The 19743-nt window shown below is 58.8% G+C and carries 16 protein-coding genes and 5 pseudogenes; 15 read left to right on the forward strand and 6 right to left on the reverse strand.

Annotated features, from left to right (window positions below; all coding sequences use genetic code 11):
• Positions 1-102: 102 nt before the first annotated feature.
• From JJC00_RS07955 to JJC00_RS07965, 3 genes are all read right to left on the reverse strand, one after another.
• Complete coding sequence (locus JJC00_RS07955; protein ID WP_200472095.1) at positions 103-339, reverse strand: hypothetical protein; 237 nt, start codon at positions 337-339, stop codon at positions 103-105.
• Positions 340-370: 31 nt separating this feature from the next.
• Positions 371-550 (reverse strand): hypothetical protein, encoded by a 180-nt coding sequence (locus JJC00_RS37900; RefSeq protein ID WP_246774131.1) that lies wholly within the window; start codon positions 548-550, stop codon positions 371-373.
• Positions 551-1026: 476 nt separating this feature from the next.
• Positions 1027-1188 carry a hypothetical protein gene (locus JJC00_RS07965; RefSeq protein WP_200472096.1) on the reverse strand — a complete coding sequence of 54 codons (162 nt, stop codon included), beginning with the start codon at positions 1186-1188 and terminating at the stop codon, positions 1027-1029.
• Positions 1189-2333: 1145 nt separating this feature from the next.
• Here JJC00_RS07965 and JJC00_RS07970 point away from each other — a divergent pair.
• The 6 genes from JJC00_RS07970 to JJC00_RS07995 all read left to right on the forward strand — a co-directional run bounded on the left by JJC00_RS07970 (position 2334) and on the right by JJC00_RS07995 (position 9783).
• The gene (locus JJC00_RS07970) at positions 2334-3512 is read left to right on the forward strand and encodes a M24 family metallopeptidase (RefSeq protein ID WP_200472097.1); all 1179 of its coding nucleotides are present in this window, start codon (positions 2334-2336) and stop codon (positions 3510-3512) included.
• Between the two features lie 308 nt (positions 3513-3820).
• Positions 3821-4786: an ABC transporter permease gene (locus JJC00_RS07975; RefSeq protein ID WP_200472098.1), complete on the forward strand. Its 966-nt coding sequence runs from the start codon at positions 3821-3823 to the stop codon at positions 4784-4786.
• Positions 4787-4814: 28 nt separating this feature from the next.
• Positions 4815-5702, forward strand: coding sequence for an ABC transporter permease (locus tag JJC00_RS07980; RefSeq protein WP_200472099.1), 888 nt, complete (start codon positions 4815-4817; stop codon positions 5700-5702).
• A gap of 19 nt (positions 5703-5721) precedes the next feature.
• Positions 5722-7353: a peptide ABC transporter substrate-binding protein gene (locus JJC00_RS07985; protein ID WP_200472100.1), complete on the forward strand. Its 1632-nt coding sequence runs from the start codon at positions 5722-5724 to the stop codon at positions 7351-7353.
• Between the two features lie 91 nt (positions 7354-7444).
• Entirely contained in the window at positions 7445-7921 is a 477-nt protein-coding gene (locus JJC00_RS07990) for a formyltransferase family protein (protein WP_200474031.1), read from the forward strand.
• Positions 7922-7926: 5 nt separating this feature from the next.
• Positions 7927-9783: an ABC transporter ATP-binding protein gene (locus tag JJC00_RS07995; protein WP_200472101.1), complete on the forward strand. Its 1857-nt coding sequence runs from the start codon at positions 7927-7929 to the stop codon at positions 9781-9783.
• 5 nt (positions 9784-9788) lie between these two features.
• Here JJC00_RS07995 and JJC00_RS08000 read toward each other — a convergent pair.
• Positions 9789-10027, reverse strand: a pseudogene (locus JJC00_RS08000) (IS3 family transposase); the annotation flags it as partial.
• Positions 10028-10208: 181 nt separating this feature from the next.
• On the opposite strand from JJC00_RS08000, the pseudogene JJC00_RS08005 reads away from it, so the two are divergent.
• From JJC00_RS08005 to JJC00_RS37915, 3 genes and pseudogenes are all read left to right on the forward strand, one after another.
• A pseudogene (locus JJC00_RS08005) lies at positions 10209-11130 on the forward strand (IS110 family transposase); the annotation flags it as partial.
• A gap of 10 nt (positions 11131-11140) precedes the next feature.
• A complete protein-coding gene (locus JJC00_RS37910) occupies positions 11141-11485 on the forward strand; it encodes a reverse transcriptase domain-containing protein (protein WP_246774132.1) in 345 nt (114 codons plus the stop codon).
• A 119-nt stretch (positions 11486-11604) separates the two neighbouring features.
• On the forward strand, positions 11605-11991 hold the full coding sequence (locus tag JJC00_RS37915) for a hypothetical protein (RefSeq protein ID WP_246774133.1): 387 nt from the start codon (positions 11605-11607) through the stop codon (positions 11989-11991).
• Between the two features lie 84 nt (positions 11992-12075).
• Here the strand turns inward: JJC00_RS37915 and JJC00_RS08015 are convergent.
• Positions 12076-12336, reverse strand: a pseudogene (locus JJC00_RS08015) (transposase); the annotation flags it as partial.
• Positions 12337-12741: 405 nt separating this feature from the next.
• Here JJC00_RS08015 and JJC00_RS08020 point away from each other — a divergent pair.
• From JJC00_RS08020 to JJC00_RS08035, 4 genes are all read left to right on the forward strand, one after another.
• A complete protein-coding gene (locus JJC00_RS08020; RefSeq protein ID WP_200472102.1) occupies positions 12742-13845 on the forward strand; it encodes a cytochrome P450 in 1104 nt (367 codons plus the stop codon).
• A 12-nt stretch (positions 13846-13857) separates the two neighbouring features.
• The gene (locus JJC00_RS08025) at positions 13858-14178 is read left to right on the forward strand and encodes a 2Fe-2S iron-sulfur cluster-binding protein (protein WP_200472103.1); all 321 of its coding nucleotides are present in this window, start codon (positions 13858-13860) and stop codon (positions 14176-14178) included.
• Positions 14179-14278: 100 nt separating this feature from the next.
• Positions 14279-15493, forward strand: a complete 1215-nt coding sequence (locus JJC00_RS08030; protein WP_200472104.1) for an NAD(P)/FAD-dependent oxidoreductase — start codon at positions 14279-14281, stop codon at positions 15491-15493.
• Between the two features lie 9 nt (positions 15494-15502).
• Positions 15503-15790 carry a recombinase family protein gene (locus JJC00_RS08035; RefSeq protein ID WP_200472105.1) on the forward strand — a complete coding sequence of 96 codons (288 nt, stop codon included), beginning with the start codon at positions 15503-15505 and terminating at the stop codon, positions 15788-15790.
• Positions 15791-16016: 226 nt separating this feature from the next.
• On the opposite strand, the pseudogene JJC00_RS37920 reads toward JJC00_RS08035, so the two are convergent.
• Positions 16017-16307: pseudogene (locus JJC00_RS37920) on the reverse strand (IS5/IS1182 family transposase); the annotation flags it as partial.
• Positions 16308-16421: 114 nt separating this feature from the next.
• On the opposite strand from JJC00_RS37920, the pseudogene JJC00_RS08040 reads away from it, so the two are divergent.
• Both JJC00_RS08040 and JJC00_RS08045 read left to right on the forward strand, forming a co-directional pair.
• Positions 16422-16767, forward strand: a pseudogene (locus JJC00_RS08040) (hypothetical protein).
• A gap of 738 nt (positions 16768-17505) precedes the next feature.
• A complete protein-coding gene (locus JJC00_RS08045; protein WP_200472106.1) occupies positions 17506-19731 on the forward strand; it encodes an acetate--CoA ligase family protein in 2226 nt (741 codons plus the stop codon).
• Positions 19732-19743: the final 12 nt, after the last annotated feature.

A 19743-nucleotide genomic window follows, 5' to 3' on the forward strand; every position in this document is an offset into this window, starting at 1 on the left:
GCGGGCACCGACCGCAATTACCTCATCGTCTGCAATTTTACCGCTTCGTAAGCATCCGGTGAGGCTTTCAATTACCCACAAATTCTCCTCCGACCATGACACCTACGCTATGTCGGTGAGACGTGACAGCCGGCACCACATGACGGTATTGCCGGGCGGCGGATCGCTGGCGCGGGCGAGATAACCGCCGAACCGGGCGACCTTGATCAGATAGTGCGACAGCGTTTTCCGTCTTGCTTTTGGTCTGTCGTTCACGAGGCGATCGAGCACGCCGATTTCAGTCGCGGTCAACGCGAGGGTTGGCGATGCGTCTGGAGCCGAACGGTTGAGCATCGTCATCCAAACCCCGCCAACTCAGGATGATTTAAGCTTAGTCACATAAAGTCTGCTTGGCTTTGTGGCAGAGGTGCTGACCTGGATCAGTTTCAATTCTCTGAACCTCAATTGGAACGGCAAAACCCGCTTTGACGCGATCCAGTATCACCATTGTCTTGAAAGCCTTGATGTCCGAGTTCCAAAACCGCTGAGTGAACTGATCATAGTCTTGCATACTCTCCACGGTAACGTACTGAATAAAGTCAGGCTCGCCAGTGACTGAACAGCCATTTGATGATTTCAGCTGACGATTCGATGGCCTTGTTGAACCTGTGGATTATATCTGGGCTATCCCGCGCATCCTGGCAACGGCCCGTGGTTGGGTCGCTTGGCTGGCTGCTTTTAGCAGCGTGAGCGATGCTCGGCGGACGCCAATTCCGGGGCAGGAGTTCTTGAATCGCTTGGCGGGGTGATCCGGCAGCCCGTAGCTCGCGCTGACGTTATTCGACATGCACAGCGGCGGGTGAATGCATCCCAGCGGCTGAGGCATAATTGATCGCCTTGGTCGTGTCGTTGTTCTTCGACAGGTTGTGCGCTGGCTCACTTTAATCTCCCCCAGGAGATCTTATCGATAGCTTCTTAGGTTCTGCACAGGCAGGCGCAACACGCGCAAAGGCGACAGCCGTTACGACTGCGAATCGCGGGCCTGCGTCAACTGCCGGAACGAATCGGCGGGCGCAGAGATTCGTCCGCCGCAGGAGCGATCTCGATGTTGATGACGAAGGAGAGGCGACCGGCGATCCGGACGCTCGCGGCTGGGCGGTCAGTGATCTGCACGACGCCCGGGCCAAGCACGTGCGCGACCTGCTGCAATCGGTTCGTTCGCCGTCGACGAGCAGCGTGTGCGCCAAGATCAAGAACGTCCTTCCAGGTGTGTATGATGCCGTGGGCCTATCGCCACATAAGTGGAGCTTTCGAAAGTGCTTCGCGACCGATCTGTTTGAGGCGGTCAGGCCTCTTCTCACCTGTGGTGGCCGCTTCTAGAATTTTTGCGGCGACGTGAGCTCGAGCGCCGGTCTCGTACCGGGAAAGGCTCACGCGGACCTCTTCGAAGACCGACCGTAGAAGCCGCAGTTGTAGCGGCATCCCGCATTTGGAGATCTCCGCCATTCTCTAGCAGGCAATGCAGTGTAGATTTCGGGTTAACTCCACGACGACCGACCAGAAACCGCAGGACCGGTGCGGCAATCCGATGGCGAAAGTTGGCTCGGATCATCTGGGCGATGATGACGACAGGAGAATTCTATCGGCCTAAGCTCGCGGCCTGACCTGCGGCGTATCCCGGCCACCTCGTGGTGTGAGGGCGAAGACAACATGATGGAAACGGGCGGAGCTGGGGACCGAGCAACCCGGAAGAGCTTTAAGCGCACAAGCGCGACCCGTTCATGAGGCCTCGATCCCCGATCTCCATCAGGACCAGCGGCCAGGGCATCCGGTCGCACTAGTCTCTAGAAACCCATGATTCATACAACCGTCAGCCAAGGAACCCTAAATGTCGATTGGTCCGAGGGGCCTACCGGATTCGCATGTGGTGGCGGATATGATCCATCGCCGCGTGTCCTTAACGATCCCAAGCCCACGGCGACAACCTCTCTGCGACTAAATTCCCAAAGAACCGGACGGATTCGACGTCTTTCTGCAATACAAACGCGATTTCGCCGTTATTCAGCCGAGCGGACCGATCTATAGTCCATTTTACGGTATTCGATTTGGAGCTACCGATGACTACGACCGGTGCAACGCAGGCAATTCACAAAATCAATCGGGCACGTTTAGAGCGAGTCGAAGGTTAGATGGCTTTTCCGCAGCGCTCCTCGAGGGAAGAACCATCACCCATCTATTTTTCCGCGATACGAAGATGTTCCGATAGAAAATGAGAACGTAACTCGGCGAGCGCTTTGCAGGCTCGGCGGACACAGAGTTTTTCGAGCAACCAAACACGACGATGAGGTGAGGCAATGACAATCAGCAAAGGCCCCCAGGCCTTTCCGCGCTCTGAGTACCTGCGAAGGCTTGCTGCAGTGAAATCGGAAATGGGAAACCGCGAGATCGATGCACTTTTCGTAAGCAGCCCTGGCAACGTCGCATATCTCTCGGGTTTCACCACCAAGGGTTACTCGCCAGCCTCATATCTCATACAGGGCCTTGTGGTTACTCTTCACGAAGAGGAGCCGACGTTCATCCTAGCTCGCCACCATGTACCGGCGGCCGTCTATCTGACATTCCTTAAACCCGAAAGTGTGATCGGCTATCCATCGCTCACTGCAAACCCGGGTGTGGATGGCTTCGACGCAGTCATTGATTTTCTCCATGAAGCTGGGCTCGCAAACCGTGGTGTGGGGCTCGAATTGGATTCGCTGCGCGCGCAGGACCAACAGAAGTTCAAGGCGCGACTGCCGAAAGCGAGGATCGTGGACTGCGCTAAAGCTGTCGACTGGATCCGGACAGTTAAGTCCGATCTCGAGATAGCCATCATGCGGGAAGCTGCTGCCATTACTGATGCGGGAATCATGCATGCGGCAGAGGTGATACGCCCCGGTGTGAGGGAAGCAGACGCGGCGGCCGAGATCATGGCCACGCTGCTGCGCGGGACCAACGGCAAATCTGGAACAGGGATTCCCCTGATGTATGTGAGCGCCTCACCACGGACTTTCGCAGGCCACATGTCATTCAGTGAGGATGCCTATCGCGATGGCTCGCAGATCAACATCGAACTTGGCGCAGTGCGCTATGGGTATATTGCAACGATCATGCGTACCTTCTCCATTGGTAAACCCTCCGACCGCCTACGCCGGCTGCATGAGGCGCAGGTCGCCGGTCTGGAGGCCGCGCTGAACACGGTGCGGCCGGGCGCCACCTGCAGCGAGGTCGCTAACGCATCCCATCGCGCGATTGAAAAGCACGGTTTCAAGAAGGATACGCTCTGTGGTCACTCCGAAGGCCTTAATGGGCTAGAACCGAGCGCGTACCTCGTGGATGGGGACATGACAGTGCTGAAGCCGAACATGGCTTTCCATTTGCTTCTCTGCAACTTCCTCGAGGAGGATTTCAGTTGCTTCGTGAGCGAGACATTTCGTGTCACCGAGTCCGGCGTCGAAGTACTAACGCGTGCGCCACGGAAGCTTTTCGAACTTTGAGTCAATCAGGACATTCCGAGTCGGGGGGGATGGGTCGTGGACCAGGTCCAAGGGCCGCGTACTTCGTGCTGAGGCTCTGCGCGAACGCCCTCAACCACCGGCTCGTGCATTCCATGATGGCGCTCTTGAGCTCGGTGACACTGTTGAGGGTCGCAACCCGGTACATTGCAGGAGGGCAAGCGTCATCTACCAAGACAGGAGAAAGCTGCGCGCGGCCGCATCCAGCTGAGTCGTTTCTCAATCGGCATCGAGGATGCGCAAGAACTGGTCGGTCGAAGACCTCAAACTGAATTGGATCGGGCTGAACGATGCGTGGAGACGTCCTGAGATATATCGTTTGGCGGATCATTTATTCGATCCCTCTCGTGGTTGGCGTCTCCATTATTGGCTTCGGCATCATGCACCTAGCGCCGGGCGGCCCGCTGGCAGTCTATACGCTGAACCCAAGCATTACCGTCACTGACATCAACCGCATCCGCACAGCGCTTGCCCTCGACCAGCCCCTCTACCTGCAATATCTGAGCTGGGCCAAGGCCATGCTCACCGGCTCCTGGGGGGTGACTTTCTTCGGCGGCCGGCCGGTGCTGGACGTCATCGTAGAGCGCATTCCAGCGACGATGATCCTGATGGGCACCGCGCTGGCGCTCGCAATCCTGATCGGCACCGCGATCGGTATGCTCGGCGCCGTCCGGCGGAACTCGCTCTTCGACTATCTGGCCACGACGGGCGCCATGCTGGCGCTATCTTTCCCGACTTTCTGGTTTGGCCTGATGGCGATCTACATCTTCGCCATTCAGCTCCGCTGGCTGCCCTCCGGCGGCATGTACGAGATTGGGGAAGAGGGAAACCCCTGGGATTTGCTGCGCCATCTGGTGTTGCCCGTGATGGTGTTGACGCTCGTGCTGGTCGCGACCTGGAGCCGCTATTCGCGCTCGAGTTTTCTGGACGTAATCCAGCAAGACTACATCCGCACCGCCCAGTCGAAAGGCCTCAGCACGCGCCAGGTTTTGACGCGGCATGCCTTCCGCAATGCGGTCATCCCGCTGGTCGCACTGATGGGCGTGCAATTGCCGACGTTGTTCTCAGGCGCGCTGGTCGCGGAGACGATCTTCAGCTGGCCCGGCATGGGCCGCCTTTTCGTCGATGCGCTCGGCATGAAGGAGTATCCGATCCTGATGGGCATGATCATGTTCACAGCGTTCTCCGTCATTGTCGGGAATCTGTTGGCTGACATTGCGATTGCGCTGATCGATCCACGCGTGAAGCTTTTCTGAGGGCATGGCAATGACGGATATTATGGCAATGACGGATATTCCAGCCAGCTCCTCTGCATCGCAGCAGTCGTTTGCTCGGATGATCGCGCGACGTTTCGTGACCCACCGCATCGCGGTTTTCGGAGCCGTGATGGTGCTGCTGCTGTGCGCCTCCGCGTTGTTCGCTCCGTTCCTGTCGCCGTGCGATCCCTTGCAGATCGACACATCGCGACCCTTCCTTTTGCCGTTCACGTCCTGGACCAATCCTCTTGGCACGGACGATCTCGGACGCGACACGCTAAGTCGACTGCTGTATGGCGGCCAAGTCTCGTTGTCCGTTGGCATCGTCGCGATGATCACGACCATGGTCACTGGCACGCTGGTTGGCCTGGCCGCCGGCTGTTGCGGCGGTATCATCGACAATCTGCTGATGCGTTTGGTCGACACCGTATTGTGCTTTCCCCAGGTCTTCCTGCTGCTGGTCGTGGCCGCCTTTGTGCCACCGACGATCCTGTCAATCTCGCTGATCATCGGTTTGACCTCATGGATGGAGGTCTCACGCATCGTGCGAGCGCAGGTCTCGACGCTCAAGGAGACAGATTTCGTCATGGCTGCTCGCGGCTTCGGCGCCTCGAATTGGCGCATCATGCTGGTGGAGCTCTTGCCGAACATAGTGGCACCGGTCGTGGTTGCGGCGACACTCAAGGTCGCAAACGCCGTGTTGATGGAATCCTACATCAGTTATCTCGGCTACGGCATCCAGCCGCCGATGGCGAGTTGGGGCAATATGCTCACGAACGCACAAGGCTATTTCGACACTGTGCCGTTCCTAGCGATCCTTCCCGGCGTCCTGATCACCTTCACCGTCATGGGCTTCAACTTCTTGGGCGACGGCCTCCGGGATGCCTTCGATGTAAGACTTAAGATCGATCCATAAAATCAAATGGGAGAGTAACATGTCCAAGCAGTTTAGATTGACGCGCCGTTCCGCCATCAAGGCAATCGCCACATCGACACTCGCGATCCCGGCGAGCGGCATTTACAGCCCCGCAATTGCGCAGCAGCGCGACCGCGTTATCTTCGGCACGACGCAGGAACCCGTGCAGTTCAACCCTCTCCTCTACGTCAACGCCGGCGTCGAGAATATCCCGGAATCTTGCATGTTCGATGCGCTCTGGGAGGTTAATGAAAAGGGCGAGTTTGTGCCCAACTTGGCGATCCGTATTCCAACACGTGAGAACGGCGGCCTCTCCGCCGATGGCCAGATCTGGCGGATCGAGCTGAAGCGCGACGTCAAGTGGGCCGACGGCCAACCATTCACTGCCAAGGACGTGGAATTTACCTATCAGACCATTGTCAACCCTAGGGTGGCGGTGCGCTCGCGCAGCGGCATGGACCTCATCAAGAATTTCAAGGTGATGGATCCTTACACGATCGAGATCGAGCTCGACAGGCCGTACGTGCCCTTCATCTGGGCATGGCAGGACATGCATATCGTGCCGAGTCACCTGCTCGCGGCCGAGGCGGATATCAACACGTCCAGCTTCAACACGAATCCGGTCGGCACAGGTCCTTACATCCTACGCTCGCGAACGCCCGGTAGTCATATGGTCTATGAGGCCAACCCCAACTACCATCGCGGGCCTCCACGTATTCGGCAGTTCATCCACAAATTCATACCGGATCTATCCGTCGCCTATGGCCAGGCACGCATTGGCGAGATTGACTATTTCACCCAAGTTCCGCCTGATCGTTGGGTTGAGGCCGCGAAACTGCCAGACCGGACCTTCTTTACGTTGCCTTACCCGGCGGTCCAATTCATCTACTTCAATTGCGGAAAGCCGCAGTTCCGCGATCCCAAGGTCAGGAAGGCGCTATATATTGCGCTTGAGATGCAGAAGTCGATCGATGACCTCTACTTCGGCACCAACGAACGCACGCTTTCATATCTTCACACCAGCCACTGGGCCTACAATCACGATCTAAAGGAGGAGACTCCCAATCCACAACTCGCCGCCAAGATGTTGGATGAGGCCGGCTGGAAAGTCGGTGTTGATGGCGTCCGCGAGAAGGAGGGCGTCAAGCTAAAATTCTCGATGTCTACCACCACCGACGTCGCGAGTCGGCGGGCATGTCAGGCATTGTTCCAGCAGAACTGGAAGGCGATCGGCGTCGAGATGGAGATCAAGAATATGCCCGCATCGGTGGTTTGGGGCGAGTACACCACCAGATCGCAGTTCGACACTTTACTGGTTGCGTGGGAGCCGCCGGTCGGCATGGATCCCGACTACACGAACCGCGCGTCTTCCAAGATGATCCCGCTGAAGACCGGTAGCGGCGCGAACTACACCCAGTACGAGAACAAGGAGGTCGACCGGCTACTCGATGAAGGCATCAAGCAGATGGACCGGTCGGAGCGCAAGAAGATCTATGGACGCATCCAGCAGATCTTGCTGGAGGAGGTGCCCTTCGCCCCGCAGTGTGGCTTGCGTAACGGGCAAATATTTCACAAGGCCCTGCAGGGCGTCAGGCCGAACCAGTATGTGACCAGCAAAGCCTGGAATGTCTATGAATGGTCGTGGGGCTGAGAAGCAGCTAGTGATGATGAAGCCGGGGCAACCTCTAGGTACCTCGGCTCCCAGACCCGCTGGCCGAAGTTTCGATGATGAGAGCGCCTTCATGCCTAGAGCAGTACCTTCTAACCTGTCCTGCCGAGATCGCCCGGCGATCGTTGTGTCGATGTCGTGCCGTCTGTTCGAGAATAGTGGCAACATCCTGAACGCCAATCAATTCGACGATGTCGAGACTGACAGCTTCTTCATGCCCGTCGTCTTCAATTTTCCGCAAAGCGGCTCGCTCACGGCAATCCGTAAAAAATTCTCCGTGATCGCCGACCAGTTCGGCCTGAGCTGGCACCAAGCGCATACGCGTGGTGTGAAGCTGATCGGCGCCACTGCCGATTACGTCACGGCCGATCTTGATGAGGGTCAGATCATCGAAAAGGACGTCGAGCGCATCTCGCACCGTAACGCTCCAGACGACCTCGTCCGCAAGGGCAGGGACACCGAGCGGCATGTCCTGGCGCGCGCCGTAGCGTGGCACCTCGACGGGCGCGTCCTCATCAATGGCGCCAAGACCGTCGTCTCCCGGGATTAACCGCAATGGCCGATCCAATCCTGTCAGTTTCGGGACTGACCACCGCGTTCCGAGTCGACGGGAAGTGGCGGCCCGTTGTGCGCGGAATCTCGTTCGATGTCGGTCCCCGCGAAACGGTCGCGGTGGTGGGCGAATCCGGTTCGGGCAAGAGCGTGACCGCCTTGTCGATCATGCGTCTGACACCTGCAGGGTCGAGCCGAATGGAGGGCTCGGTCAAGCTCGCCGGCAAGGAGCTCCTAAACCTGCCGGAATCGCAGATGCGGCACATCCGCGGCAACGAGATCGCGATGATCTTCCAGGAGCCGATGACGTCGCTCAATCCAGTGTTGACGATCGGTTTCCAGATTGCCGAGGCTCTGATGCTGCATCGCGGCCTGTCGCGTTCGCAGGCCGAAGCGGAGACGGTTCGTTTAATGGAAAAGGTGCGCATCCCCGCGGCGAAGTCCCGTATCAACGAATACCCACACCGCTTCTCGGGCGGTATGCGCCAGCGGGTGATGATTGCGATGGCCTTGGCATGCAAGCCGAAGCTGCTCATCGCCGACGAGCCGACCACCGCGCTCGACGTGACGATCCAGGCGCAGATCCTGGAGCTTATAAAGGAGTTGCGGGAGGAGGAGGGCATGTCCGTCCTCTTCATCACCCATGACATGGGCGTGGTCGCAGAGATCGCTGAGCGCACCGTCGTGATGTATGACGGCCAGGCGGTCGAAGCTGGGCCAACCGAGACGGTCTTCGGCGGCGCGAAGCATCCTTATACGCGAGCGCTGCTCGCGGCGATTCCGCGACTCGGCTCCATGACCGGCAGACGGCGGCCTATGCGCTTCCCCATAGTAGACCGCTCGACCGGCCTGTCCGACGTACCGGTCGAGACAGCAGATACTGTCGCGCAAGCCGAGCGGCCCGCGCTTGAGGTCTCCGGGCTCACGACCCGCTTCGAACTCCGCTCAGGATTGTTCGGCAAAGTTGCCGGCTGCGTGCATGCCGTCGAGAATGTCTCGTTCAGTGTAAAGGCTGGTGAAACGTTGGCGCTGGTCGGCGAATCCGGCTGCGGCAAGTCTACGACGGGGCGCTCTGTGCTGCGATTGACGGAGCCGCTGTCGGGCTCGGTGCTGCTGGACGGAGTCGAAGTGCTCGGTCTTTCTGCCGCGAAATTGCGACAGCAGCGACGGCACATGCAGATGATCTTCCAGGATCCGTTCGCCTCTCTCAATCCGCGTATGAACGCCGGTACCGCCATCGCCCAGCCGCTGCTGATCAATGGGCTGGCAACGAAGGCACAGGCTCGCGAGCGGGCCGGCGAATTGCTGCGCCGGGTCGGGCTACAGCCAGACATGGCGAGCCGATTCCCGCACGAATTCTCGGGCGGTCAGCGGCAGCGCGTCTGCATCGCGCGCTCGCTCGCGCTTGAGCCGAAGTTGATCGTAGCGGACGAATCGGTCTCCGCGCTGGATGTCTCGGTCAAGGCGCAGGTCGTCAACCTGATGCTGGAACTGCAAGAGAGGATGAAGCTGGCTTATCTCTTCATCTCGCACGACATGGCGGTCGTGGAGAGGGTCAGCCACCGCGTTGCGGTCATGTATCTTGGCGAGATTGTCGAAATCGGGTCGCGCGAGGCGATCTTCCAGAATCCGCAGCATCCGTATACCAAGCGCCTGCTCGCGGCGGTTCCGATCGCCGATCCGGCGCGACGGCTTCAGAAGCGCGCGGTATCCAACGACGAGATCAAGAGCCCTCTACGGTCGTCCGACTACGTGCCTCCCGTGCGTCGGTACCGTGAGATATCGCCCGGCCATGCCGTGATGATTTGGGGCGATGAGTGGGAGGCAGCGCGAGCGATTGGCAAGGTGGACTACGCTTAACATAGTTTCGATCGAAACAGCCGACGCTGTATACGCGAACCGGCGAAGGGGTACTCCAGATGCAGCCGATCGAGACGCTGCATGATAGCGAGGTCGTCGAGCGACACCGACGCGGCAGATAGTACACGCTGCCACGACTGATCTTCAAAACTTCCGCCTGTCTGGTGATCGACAGATCGTGCTCACGGTCGATCATCGTTTTGCGCTCAGCAATCCCGCCTTGGTGAGCGCACCTTCTAAAAAACTGACCCCAGCGCTGCTCGCTCCCTGTGGGATAGAAACGCATGCCGCTAGACTGTGGGCCGGAAGGGAGCGGCCGATATGATTTTGGTGGCATGTAACCCTGTTCAAAAGAGCTGTTGCGCACTTGAGAGTGGTGACGTGCGCAGCCCAGCCCTTCCGCTTTGGTAGCAGGAGGATTGGAGATGAGCCGCAATGGATCGAAGTCCAAGGTCGACCGCACGATGCCCATGGTGCACCCGAACGCGGCTGCCATCGACATTGGGACGACCATGCACATGGCTGCCGTGAGGGCACATCGCACACCTGAGCCCGTACGCAGCTTCGGTACCTTCACTTCTGATCTGCATCGACTGGTCGACTGGTTTGCGGAATGCGGGGTCGAGACGGTCGTCATGGAATCGACCAGCGTCTACTGGAAACCGATTTTCGAGCTTCTCGATGCGCGCGGGTTTGCGGTGTTCCTTGTCAAAGCACGCGATGCCAAGCACGTGCCGGGGCGCAAGACCGATGTCAGCGACGCGCAGTGGCTGCAGCGGCTCCATTCGTTTCGGGTTACTGCGGGCCAGCTTTTGGCCCAAAGGGCAGATTGCCGAACTGCGAGCCTATGTGCGTCAGCGCGAGCGTCTGCTGGAGTACTCGGCCTCGCACATCCAGCATATGCAGAAGGCGCTGACCGAGATGAATCTTCAGCTCCACCACGTCGTCGCCGATATCACCGGAGTGGCTGGTCTGGTTCGCGCGATCCTTGCCGACGTGCGCGACCCTGAGACGCTGGCGGGCTTCCGCCATTACAGTTGCCATTCCAGTCCTGAGACCATCGCGAAGGCGCTTACCGGGAGCTCCCGCGCCGCGCATTTTTTTGCGCTCGAGCAGGCACTCGCCCTCTACGACGCTTACCAGGAGAAGGCATCTGCCTGCGACGATTGGATCGAAGCGGTGTCTTCGCTGGGACTGGCGCCGAGATCCGGCGGCAAAATGATCTCGTCACGAACGCGCCGGTTCGGCGGGCGGGCCACGGCACTTCTTCGTCTTGCTGCGGTCACAGTCGGACGCACCGATACGGCACTCGGTGCCTTTTACAGGCGACTCTCGTCCCGCACCGGTGCTGTTGCGGATGGTGGCGCACAGGATTGCCGATCCTCGCATTCTGCGGCTCATCGGGCTGTGGATGCGAGCCGGCGTTCTCGAGAGCGGCGAGTTGCAAGAGACGGACAGAGGCACTCCGCAAGGGGCAGGCATTAGCCCGCTCCTTGCCAACATCTTCCTGCACTACATCCTCGATCTCTGGGCCCACCAATGGCGCCGTCGTCATGCAGGCGGTCACGTTGTGATCGTGCGCTATGCCGACGACTTCGTCATGGGCTTCGAGAGCAACGCCGATGCGCAGGAAATGCTCTTGGCCCTCAAGGCGCGGCTGGCCAACTTCGGTCTGACGCTCCACAGGACAAGGCGCGGCTGATCGAGTTTGGCCGGTTCGCGGCCCTCTCGCGTCAGCGGCGCGGCGAGCGGCGGCCAGAGACCTTCGCCTTCCTCGGCTTCATCCACTACTGCGGGCGGACCCGAGATGGCCGGTTCATCGTGAAGCACAAGACTGAAGGGAAACGCCTGACGCGCAAGCTGACGGCGCTGCGCCAGGACGCATGGCGGCTCATGCACGAGTCACTGGCCACTCAGCACAAGTGGTTCGCCGCTGTTCTGCGTGGACACTACGGCTACTACGGCAGGCCGCACAACTACCCTGCGCTCGACGGCTTCTACCGGAACCTGCGTCGGACGTGGCTGCGCTGTCTGAGACGGCGTAGTCAGAAAAGTCGGCGCATGGGCTGGTCGGAGTTCGAGACCCTGACGGCTCGCTTCCGTCTGCCCGTTCCACGCATCACTCGCACTTGGGCGCAGGCGCGGATACGACGCGGGTTACTCTCGGGAAGAGCCGGGTGCGGGAAATCCGCCCGCCCGGATCTGTGAGGGCGAAAGCCGAATGGCTGAGCTACTCGACCACGATCGTGGAGCCCCGCAGGCAGGTGCTGGTGCTGCCGCCGTTTCTTAGGAATCGTTCTCCAGCGTCAGTTCTCCGATTTTGGCGTGCAGCGACTTCACGTCAATGGCGGGTAGCGCCGCCGCTGCGCTGCTCCCCGGACCAAACACATCGACGGCCCCGCCTTCAGGCTGCGCTTTCCACGAGGTGATCTGATTGGGATGAACGTCGAACTGCTCAGCCAATTGAGTCAGTGTCCGGTCCCCCTTCAGCGCGGCAAGCGCCACTTTCGGCCTTGAAAGCCGGTGTGTGGTTTCGGCGTGTCGTCTCGTCATCGTCTCTCCTGATTCGCGGGTCAATCTTGCCCGCCGTCAGGCAGAAACTCCACTTATCGCACTGTGCAAATTTCCGGAGCCGGCCCTATAGCTCGACTTAAAATCGGCAGACAATAGCTTTTTTTGCATAATTTCCCTACTCCCAACGCGACTTTCGCAGCTTTCGAGCTCTTCAGACGCTCTATGCTTTACGCATCGGAACAGCGGTTTCTATAGTCGCGTTCGACAGAGCTCGACGCCGACGCACACACTGAATACCAAGCTTCCAGAGGAGGACTTCATATGAGCGCTGGTCCTATTTCGCCGCTTTCCACGGAGTGGTCTATGCGGTCACTCGCCGACAAGGTCCCTTTTCCGAGTTACGACGTATTGCGGAAAAGGGGCCCGGTCGTTTGGGATCCAGGCATGAACTGCTGGCTCGTGTTGAGTTACGACCTCTGCAGGGTGATTGAGGCCGACGAGACTACATATCGGCTTCCGACCCTTGACGAAGGTCCTTTGGAAGCGGAGCTCAAGGGTGACATGAAAAGAACGGCTGTTACGTACCTGGTCGGTACGGAGCACGCTCGTATGCGCCGGCTCTATCTGAGGCTCCTCAACCAGCAGGCTATGCCGCAATATCGGGAAGATCATGTCCGCCCCATTATCAACGACGCTATCGATCGCTTTCTTGACAGAGGCAGCGCTGAGCTAATCACTCAATTTTCTGATCTGGTACCTGCGCGAATCATGGCCTCGCTTTTTGGGCTTCCTTGGAAGAATGACGCACTGATCGCGAATGTCTCCCAGTGGCATAAAGATCTGCTCGCTTGGATGTACGACAGGAACAACGAGGAGCTGACCCAGAAGGCAAAATGCGTATCCTATGAACTAAACAAACTGTTCTTGCCCCTTGTCCTTGAGCGAAGGGAGAAACGCGGGAATGATTTCATCAGCCAAATCTGGTCTCGAGCCCCGGAAGATTGGGGTGAAGTTGATGCGGATGACGTGATGGGGATTGTGAGGGATATTGAGCTTGGCGCGGGGATAACCACTACAAACGCCATCGCTAACGCGATTTATCTATTCTTATCTGACTCTGCTGTACGTGAAGCAGTCACAAAGGATCAGGAATACGCCCTTAATGCGCTTGTCGAAGAGTCGTTGCGGCTCTTGGGAGCGCTCCAATGGCGGTTCAGAAAAGCCAATCGGGACGTGTCGCTCGCAGGTGCGACCGTCAAGAAGGATGACCCGATTTGCCTTTTACACGCAGCTGCAAATCGAGACCCCGAACATTATGCTTGCCCGCACTTGGTTGATTTGAATAGAAAGCCGCCCACTGATCACATGGCGTTCAGCTCCGGTCCCCGAATTTGCCCGGGTATGCACCTCGCCAGACTTCAAATGCGAGAATGCCTGAAGGTGCTTATCAATCGTCTTCCAGATTTGCGCCTTGATCCGGAGAAGGAGGCCCCGCGGCTCCGTGGTTTTTCTCACCGGTCGTATGGTCCTTTGCATGTACTCTTTTAGGAACGTTCTACAATGAAGGTGCTAGTGTCCGACCAAAGAGGGAAGTTGGTCAAACTCAACGATGTCGTTGCAAAAACGCTTATGCAGGCGATGCGGGATGCAGGATTGAATCTAACTGCGCAATGTGGGGGGTGTGCGTCCTGCGGAACCTGTCATGTGTATGTCGACGATACTTGGCGAGCGAAACTCAAGCCTATTGGTGAAATCGAAGATGCAATGCTGGACGTAGTCGAGGAGCGAAAAGAGAGCTCTCGACTGTCCTGCCAGATTGAGTTGACGGAGGATTTGGATGGCCTGACCGTAACACTCGCGCCTGGTGCTGCTTTTGCTTAAGCGCCGAACGTCGATCACGTGTCTTCGGGCGCGAGCTGAGACGCGGTTCGATGTCATTAGTGGATCCTCAATTTTCGCATCATTGTAAATTTTGGTATCCATGCATCAAACGTTACTGATTGTCGGTGGGTCCTATGCCGCATGTGAAATTGCATCACACGCCCGGGAAAACGGGTACGGCGAAGACATAGTCTTGGTGAGCGACGAGTCGGAGCTTCCCTATGATCGCCCGCCACTCTCGAAGGCTTTTCTTAAAGGTCCGTCGGATGCAGCGACGCCTCTCAAGTCGGCGGCCTTCTATTCGAAAAATGGCATTGATCTCGAACTGGGTACCAAGGTGATCCGTCTTGAGCCCGAAACGAACAAGGCTGTACTCTCGAACGGTACACATTTCACCTTTGATACCCTCGCCCTTGCGGTCGGGGCGCGTGCACGAAGACTCACGTGCGCAGGCGCCGATCTTGGTAACGTCTGTTACCTGCGGTCCATAGTGGACGCTCGCTTGATTAGAGCCGCGACCGCAGACGCAGAGAACGTTGTCGTGATCGGCGGCGGATTTATAGGTCTTGAAGTCGCGTCAACGCTTGCACAGCAGCAAAAGCACGTCACGGTTATCGAAGCGGAAAACCGGGTGCTCGCCCGCGTTGTCGCGCCGCAAATTTCTCAATTCTTGTCGTCGAAACACGTCGATCACGGCGTGAAAGTGCAGACCGCTCGCGCCGTGCGCTCGCTCGTCGGTGAGAGCGGTGTCGTCCGTCAAGTCTTGCTTGAGGACGGCACGTCTATACACGCAGACGTCGTCATTGTCGGGATCGGATCGATTCCGAACTTGGAATTGGCTCAACAGCTCGGTTTGCTCAGCGAAAACGGTGTCGTTGTCGATTCGCGATCACGCACTAGCCGGGCACACGTATTTGCTGCTGGCGACTGCGCGCTGTTTCGTGGCCCTTTCAATTCGAACGGAATTCGACTGGAGTCCGTGCAGAACGCCACCGACCAGTCGCGAATTGCAGGAGCCGTCATCGCGGGCGTAGACAGGGCATATGATTCTCTGCCTTGGTTTTGGTCAGACCAATACGACTTAAAGCTTCAGATTGTTGGACTTCCATTTGGTGCCACCGAGAGCGTTGTGCGACCTGGGGCGATGTCTGACATTTCTGTATTCCATTTCCGGAAAGATGCTTGCATCTGCGTGGAGAGCGTAAACCGGCCGCGCGAGCATATGTCGGCACGCAGACTTCTAGCTCGCCGGAAAATCATGAAGCAACAGCTACAGGAAGTGGATTTCGATATTTCGGCGCTTTTGAATTCGTGACAAAAACGAATGCGCCAGGTTGTACACAACAACCAGGTTGTCCACAACAAAGAGTGCCGGCAGCGTCAGTACGACTTAGCCGACCCTGCGCGGCAGCTTGGCTGGAGCGAAGTCATCGTGATCGAGGATGATCTCGGCCGCTTTGGTGGCGGCACCGCCCATCCCGGATTCGAGAAATTGATCGCCGCCATTTGCAAAGTGCGAGTTGGCGCCGTAATCTCTATCGACGCATCCCGGCTCGCTCGCAACGGCTCGTGGAGTTCTGTGTGCTCTTGCATACCGGCGATGGAGCTCTGAGTTGAGTGACGGTTGCGCGCGACCGTTGATATGCCAGGGCTCGGGGCTCAGCCGATTCGATCAGTGCTTGGGGAACCAATCTTCTCGTACGAATGAGGGTCCTCGACCCTTCGCGCCCCTGAATCGCCGAACAGCGCCCGCTTTCCGTGAACGACCTCCGAAGGTCAACGCAGCTGAACAGCTCGCCCGCTCGATTGTCGCGGCCCCGCACGTACCATTTCTTATGTGCAACATGCGGTGTGATGTTCATCGAGCGCAGCTCGCTGACGAAGTCGTCCGCATTAGGCTTTGTCCGCGCCAAGCCGGAGCGCTGTCGGCCGGTCAGCGCAAGGCTCGATCATGAGCAGCGCGGCCACCCGCTCGGCAGGCCCGTCGGCCTGCGCAGGCAGGCGTCAATCAGCAGGCCATAGCAGTTTCCAATCAGGCCGTGTCCAATGAAGCACAGCCTCGTCTCCTTGCCTTTGCCCCTTGCGGTAGAGCCTGGCTCCAGATCCGTAGTCGAACCATGAGTGTCATTCCGATGCCGCCCAGGAACTTAGCCGCGATGTCGCCTTCCAGCAGCCGGTCGCGGTTCTTCGGGAACACTGCGGGCCTAGGCCGCATCGTCGATGCTGATCGCGGAGGCTAGCTAATGGCCAAGGTGCGCTGCTTCGCGAAGGCCTTTTCCGGTTGCTGGCGCATCGTCGAGATGGACGTCCGGGACAACGACTTTCTCGATCTCGTCGAGGAGGCACATCTCACTCTCGAGGGTAAGTCCGAGGGTGAAATTGCCTCCGGTGCGCTGAAGGGCTTCCTCGACGTCCGCTACGGCGCGCGACGGTTCGCTCTGCGCAGACTTCTCATGGAAAGGGCATGACGAGAACGATCCGCCCCGCGGTCGCGGATGGGCTATCATCGGCACCTGCAGGCGGCTCGTCGGCCTCTTCTACATCTACAAGGGCGGCGACGGCTCAGGTTTCGTATGCGAACGCGCCTAGTTCTTCAACAACCTGCTAGGCACATTTCGAAGCGCTGCTGAAGGATAAGCTGAAGTTCTATCCGGCGGCCGCTTGGTGATCATTGTCGAACCAGCTAGCTGCCGATCGACAAAGTCGGAGCCAATCTCGCATTCTAGGCGAATTAACCGCCCCGATGAGCGAGACCCTGTACTCCTGACGAGCAACCAAACGTTCGGCGATTGCAGTTCTCGGCGACGGCGTCGTCGCCATGCGATCTGCTTCTGCACCAACTCTTAACGAGGAACATCTGCGGCGCCCCATATCGCGCAAAGGACACGCTCCACGAAGGCTTGGTCGGTCCTCAGAACGACACGTTTTTCCCGACAGGAAATTGCCACGGCCCTGACTGGAGAAGTTCGGTAGCTCAACGCTTAGAGTACTGTCCCATTTATTCACGCACACTTGAGGATGTGGTCCTGAAAGCGCGCTGCATAGAAGTTCCAACCGCTGAGAAATCGGTGCATCCCTTATTGAATGCGACATGCGGGCGATTGCTACGCACGGAAGCATCGCATTGTCGCCATAGAGCGCAGATTTTCGGCATTTATCTCGCCAGATTGGGGAGATTTGCCAACAAGGCGCGGGCATACTTGAGCGACGGGTCCGTTGGGCCAGCGTGACTAGCATTGGGTAATGCGATAAATCTGATCAATTGCACTACGAAACTGCGTGCGGAAAACAAGAAGCAAAAAAGGACGGTATGACATGAAGAGGCGGATGGACATGCATGTTGGTGGTGTGCCCGCGCCCGTTGAAGAGGAGTTCGGTGAGCGCCAAGCGGCAAGCAAGATCGACCGGCTCTTCCGGCCAGAATCCGTGGCGATCGTAGGAGCTTCCCCGAAGGGAGGTATTGCCACGGAAATCCTCAAGAACATCAAGAAGTGGGGCTTTTCGGGCCGGCTCGTCGCGGTGAATCCTCGTTACGAGCAGATTGAGGGTGTGTCGTGCTTTCCAAGCCTGACGGCTATCCCGTTTCCGATCGGCCTCGCCGTAGTCGCCGTTCCCAGCAATGCCATACCCGCAGTACTTCACGATTGCGAAGTGACTGGTGTGCGCGCGATCCAGATCATCTCGAGCGGCTTTGCTGAGGAGCGTGGCGAAGGCGTCGCGAAGCAATTCCAGCTCGCCCAATGGGCCGAACGGACTGGCATTCCAGTCGTCGGCCCGAACTGTTACGGGTTGCTGAACGGGGAAAATCGGCTGATTGCGACCCCCGCAGACTTTTATTCATTGTCGGCAGGTGGCGTCAGCGCCGTGGTGCAAAGCGGAACGCTTATGTTCAGTTTGGTCATGCCCCTGCTGGCTCGCGGCATCGGCGTCGGGCGCGTCGTCACAAGCGGTAACGAAGCCTGCCTTGATGTGGCGGATTTCATCAACTACTTCGCGGATGACAAGGATACCCGCGTAATCGCTTGCTACTGCGAACAGATCAAGCGCCCTCTGGAATTTATCAAGGCCTGCGAGCGCGCGGCGGACAAAAACAAGCCGATCGTCATGATCAAGATCGGCCGCTCCGAAGCTGCGCGCAAGGGTGCTTTGGCTCATACTGGCTCTGTGGCGGGCTCGGACGTGGCGATCGACGCCGTGCTGAAGAAGCTGGGCGTGGTTCGCGTCGACACGGTCGATGACTTGATTGAGGCTGCAGCCGCTCTGTCGACGACAAAGCGGCCGCGCGGCCGGCGTATCGCGCTTGCGTCGTTCTCCGGCACCGCCGTGAACATACTGTCTGACGTCGCCGAGCCATTCGGCGTCGAGTTTCCGCCGCCACCCGCCGAGGCAAGGGCGCGGCTGGAGGCCGTTCTTCCCGAATTCGGCAACGTCAGCAACCCGCTCGACCTCACCTCGCAAGCCGACTACGATACGCACATCATCGACGAATCCCTGAAGACGCTCGCGACTTGCGGTACGTATGATGTGGTGGTCTGGGGGCGCGGAGCCCCGTCGCGCCTCGATATGCGTTCTCCCGTCTGTCAGGCGCTCAAGCGTGCTGCAGAGGCAGCCCCGGATGTGGTCTTCTCGGTGATGGCCCTCGCGGGCGGCCATTTCTTTGCAGCGCCCGGCCCGGGAAGTGCGATGGTCGAGCCGGCCGCCGAATTCGATGGCATGCCCTTCCTGCAAGGTGTGGGCCCGGGACTGAAGGCGCTCTCCGCACTGATTGGATATGCCGAGTTCCAGCGCGCGCGCAAACCCGGCAATCGCCTATCGGCGCACCGCGGCCAGCGCAGCGCCTGCTATGCGGAGGCGGTGCGCATCCTGCGCGAGGCCAAGGGCGACGTGCTGACCGAGCGGGAGGGCAAGCATTTGCTTGCGCTCTATGGCATCCCGGTCACTCGCGAAGCGCTGGCGACGGATGCGAAGCAGGCGGCGCGCGTCGCTCAGGATCTCGGCTTTCCTGTGGCGATGAAGGTCGAGTCAGCGGACATAGTGCACAAGACCGATGTTGGCGGCGTCGCGCTGAACATCTCCTCGTCTGAGCAGGCTGCCGCAACGTTCGAACAGATCGTGGGCTCGGTGCGATCGCGATGTCCCGAAGCGAACATCGCCGGCGCGCTGGTGCAGGAGATGGCCAAGCCGGGCATCGAAATGATGCTGGGTGCGACGTTCGACCCGCAATTCGGGCCGGTGATCGTCTTCGGCCTGGGCGGCATCTGGGTGGAGGCGCTGAAGGACGTGCGTGCGCTGATGCCCCCTTTCGATGCAGCCGAAGTCAAGGCGGAGCTTGGGCGACTGCGCGGCGCGAGCGTTCTGCGGGGCGCGCGGGGCGGGGCAAAGCCGGACCTCGAGGCCTTCGCCGACTGCATCGTCAAATTCAGCACGCTCTGCAGCGATCTTGCCGACGAGATCGGAGAGATCGACGTCAATCCCATCATCCTTGCCGCCAGTGGTACCGGACTGACCGCGGTCGACTGCCTCATCACCAGGAAAGCGCCGCAGAAAGTTTGACGAGCAACGAGC

The sequence above is a fragment of the Bradyrhizobium diazoefficiens genome, from assembly GCF_016616885.1.
Lineage (GTDB): Bacteria > Pseudomonadota > Alphaproteobacteria > Rhizobiales > Xanthobacteraceae > Bradyrhizobium > Bradyrhizobium diazoefficiens_F.

Excerpts from the sequence above, each read along its gene's own strand:
- JJC00_RS07955 (WP_200472095.1), bottom strand. The coding sequence starts at position 339 with ATGACGATGCTCAACCGTTCGGCTCCAGACGCATCGCCAACCCTCGCG.
- JJC00_RS37900 (WP_246774131.1), bottom strand. The coding sequence starts at position 550 with ATGCAAGACTATGATCAGTTCACTCAGCGGTTTTGGAACTCGGACATC.
- JJC00_RS07970 (WP_200472097.1), top strand. The coding sequence starts at position 2,334 with ATGACAATCAGCAAAGGCCCCCAGGCCTTTCCGCGCTCTGAGTACCTG.
- JJC00_RS07975 (WP_200472098.1), top strand. The coding sequence starts at position 3,821 with ATGCGTGGAGACGTCCTGAGATATATCGTTTGGCGGATCATTTATTCG.
- JJC00_RS07980 (WP_200472099.1), top strand. The coding sequence starts at position 4,815 with ATGACGGATATTCCAGCCAGCTCCTCTGCATCGCAGCAGTCGTTTGCT.
- JJC00_RS07985 (WP_200472100.1), top strand. The coding sequence starts at position 5,722 with ATGTCCAAGCAGTTTAGATTGACGCGCCGTTCCGCCATCAAGGCAATC.
- JJC00_RS07990 (WP_200474031.1), top strand. The coding sequence starts at position 7,445 with ATGCCTAGAGCAGTACCTTCTAACCTGTCCTGCCGAGATCGCCCGGCG.
- JJC00_RS07995 (WP_200472101.1), top strand. The coding sequence starts at position 7,927 with ATGGCCGATCCAATCCTGTCAGTTTCGGGACTGACCACCGCGTTCCGA.
- JJC00_RS37910 (WP_246774132.1), top strand. The coding sequence starts at position 11,141 with ATGGTGGCGCACAGGATTGCCGATCCTCGCATTCTGCGGCTCATCGGG.
- JJC00_RS08020 (WP_200472102.1), top strand. The coding sequence starts at position 12,742 with ATGAACTGCTGGCTCGTGTTGAGTTACGACCTCTGCAGGGTGATTGAG.
- JJC00_RS08025 (WP_200472103.1), top strand. The coding sequence starts at position 13,858 with ATGAAGGTGCTAGTGTCCGACCAAAGAGGGAAGTTGGTCAAACTCAAC.
- JJC00_RS08030 (WP_200472104.1), top strand. The coding sequence starts at position 14,279 with ATGCATCAAACGTTACTGATTGTCGGTGGGTCCTATGCCGCATGTGAA.
- JJC00_RS08035 (WP_200472105.1), top strand. The coding sequence starts at position 15,503 with ATGCGCCAGGTTGTACACAACAACCAGGTTGTCCACAACAAAGAGTGC.
- JJC00_RS08045 (WP_200472106.1), top strand. The coding sequence starts at position 17,506 with ATGGACATGCATGTTGGTGGTGTGCCCGCGCCCGTTGAAGAGGAGTTC.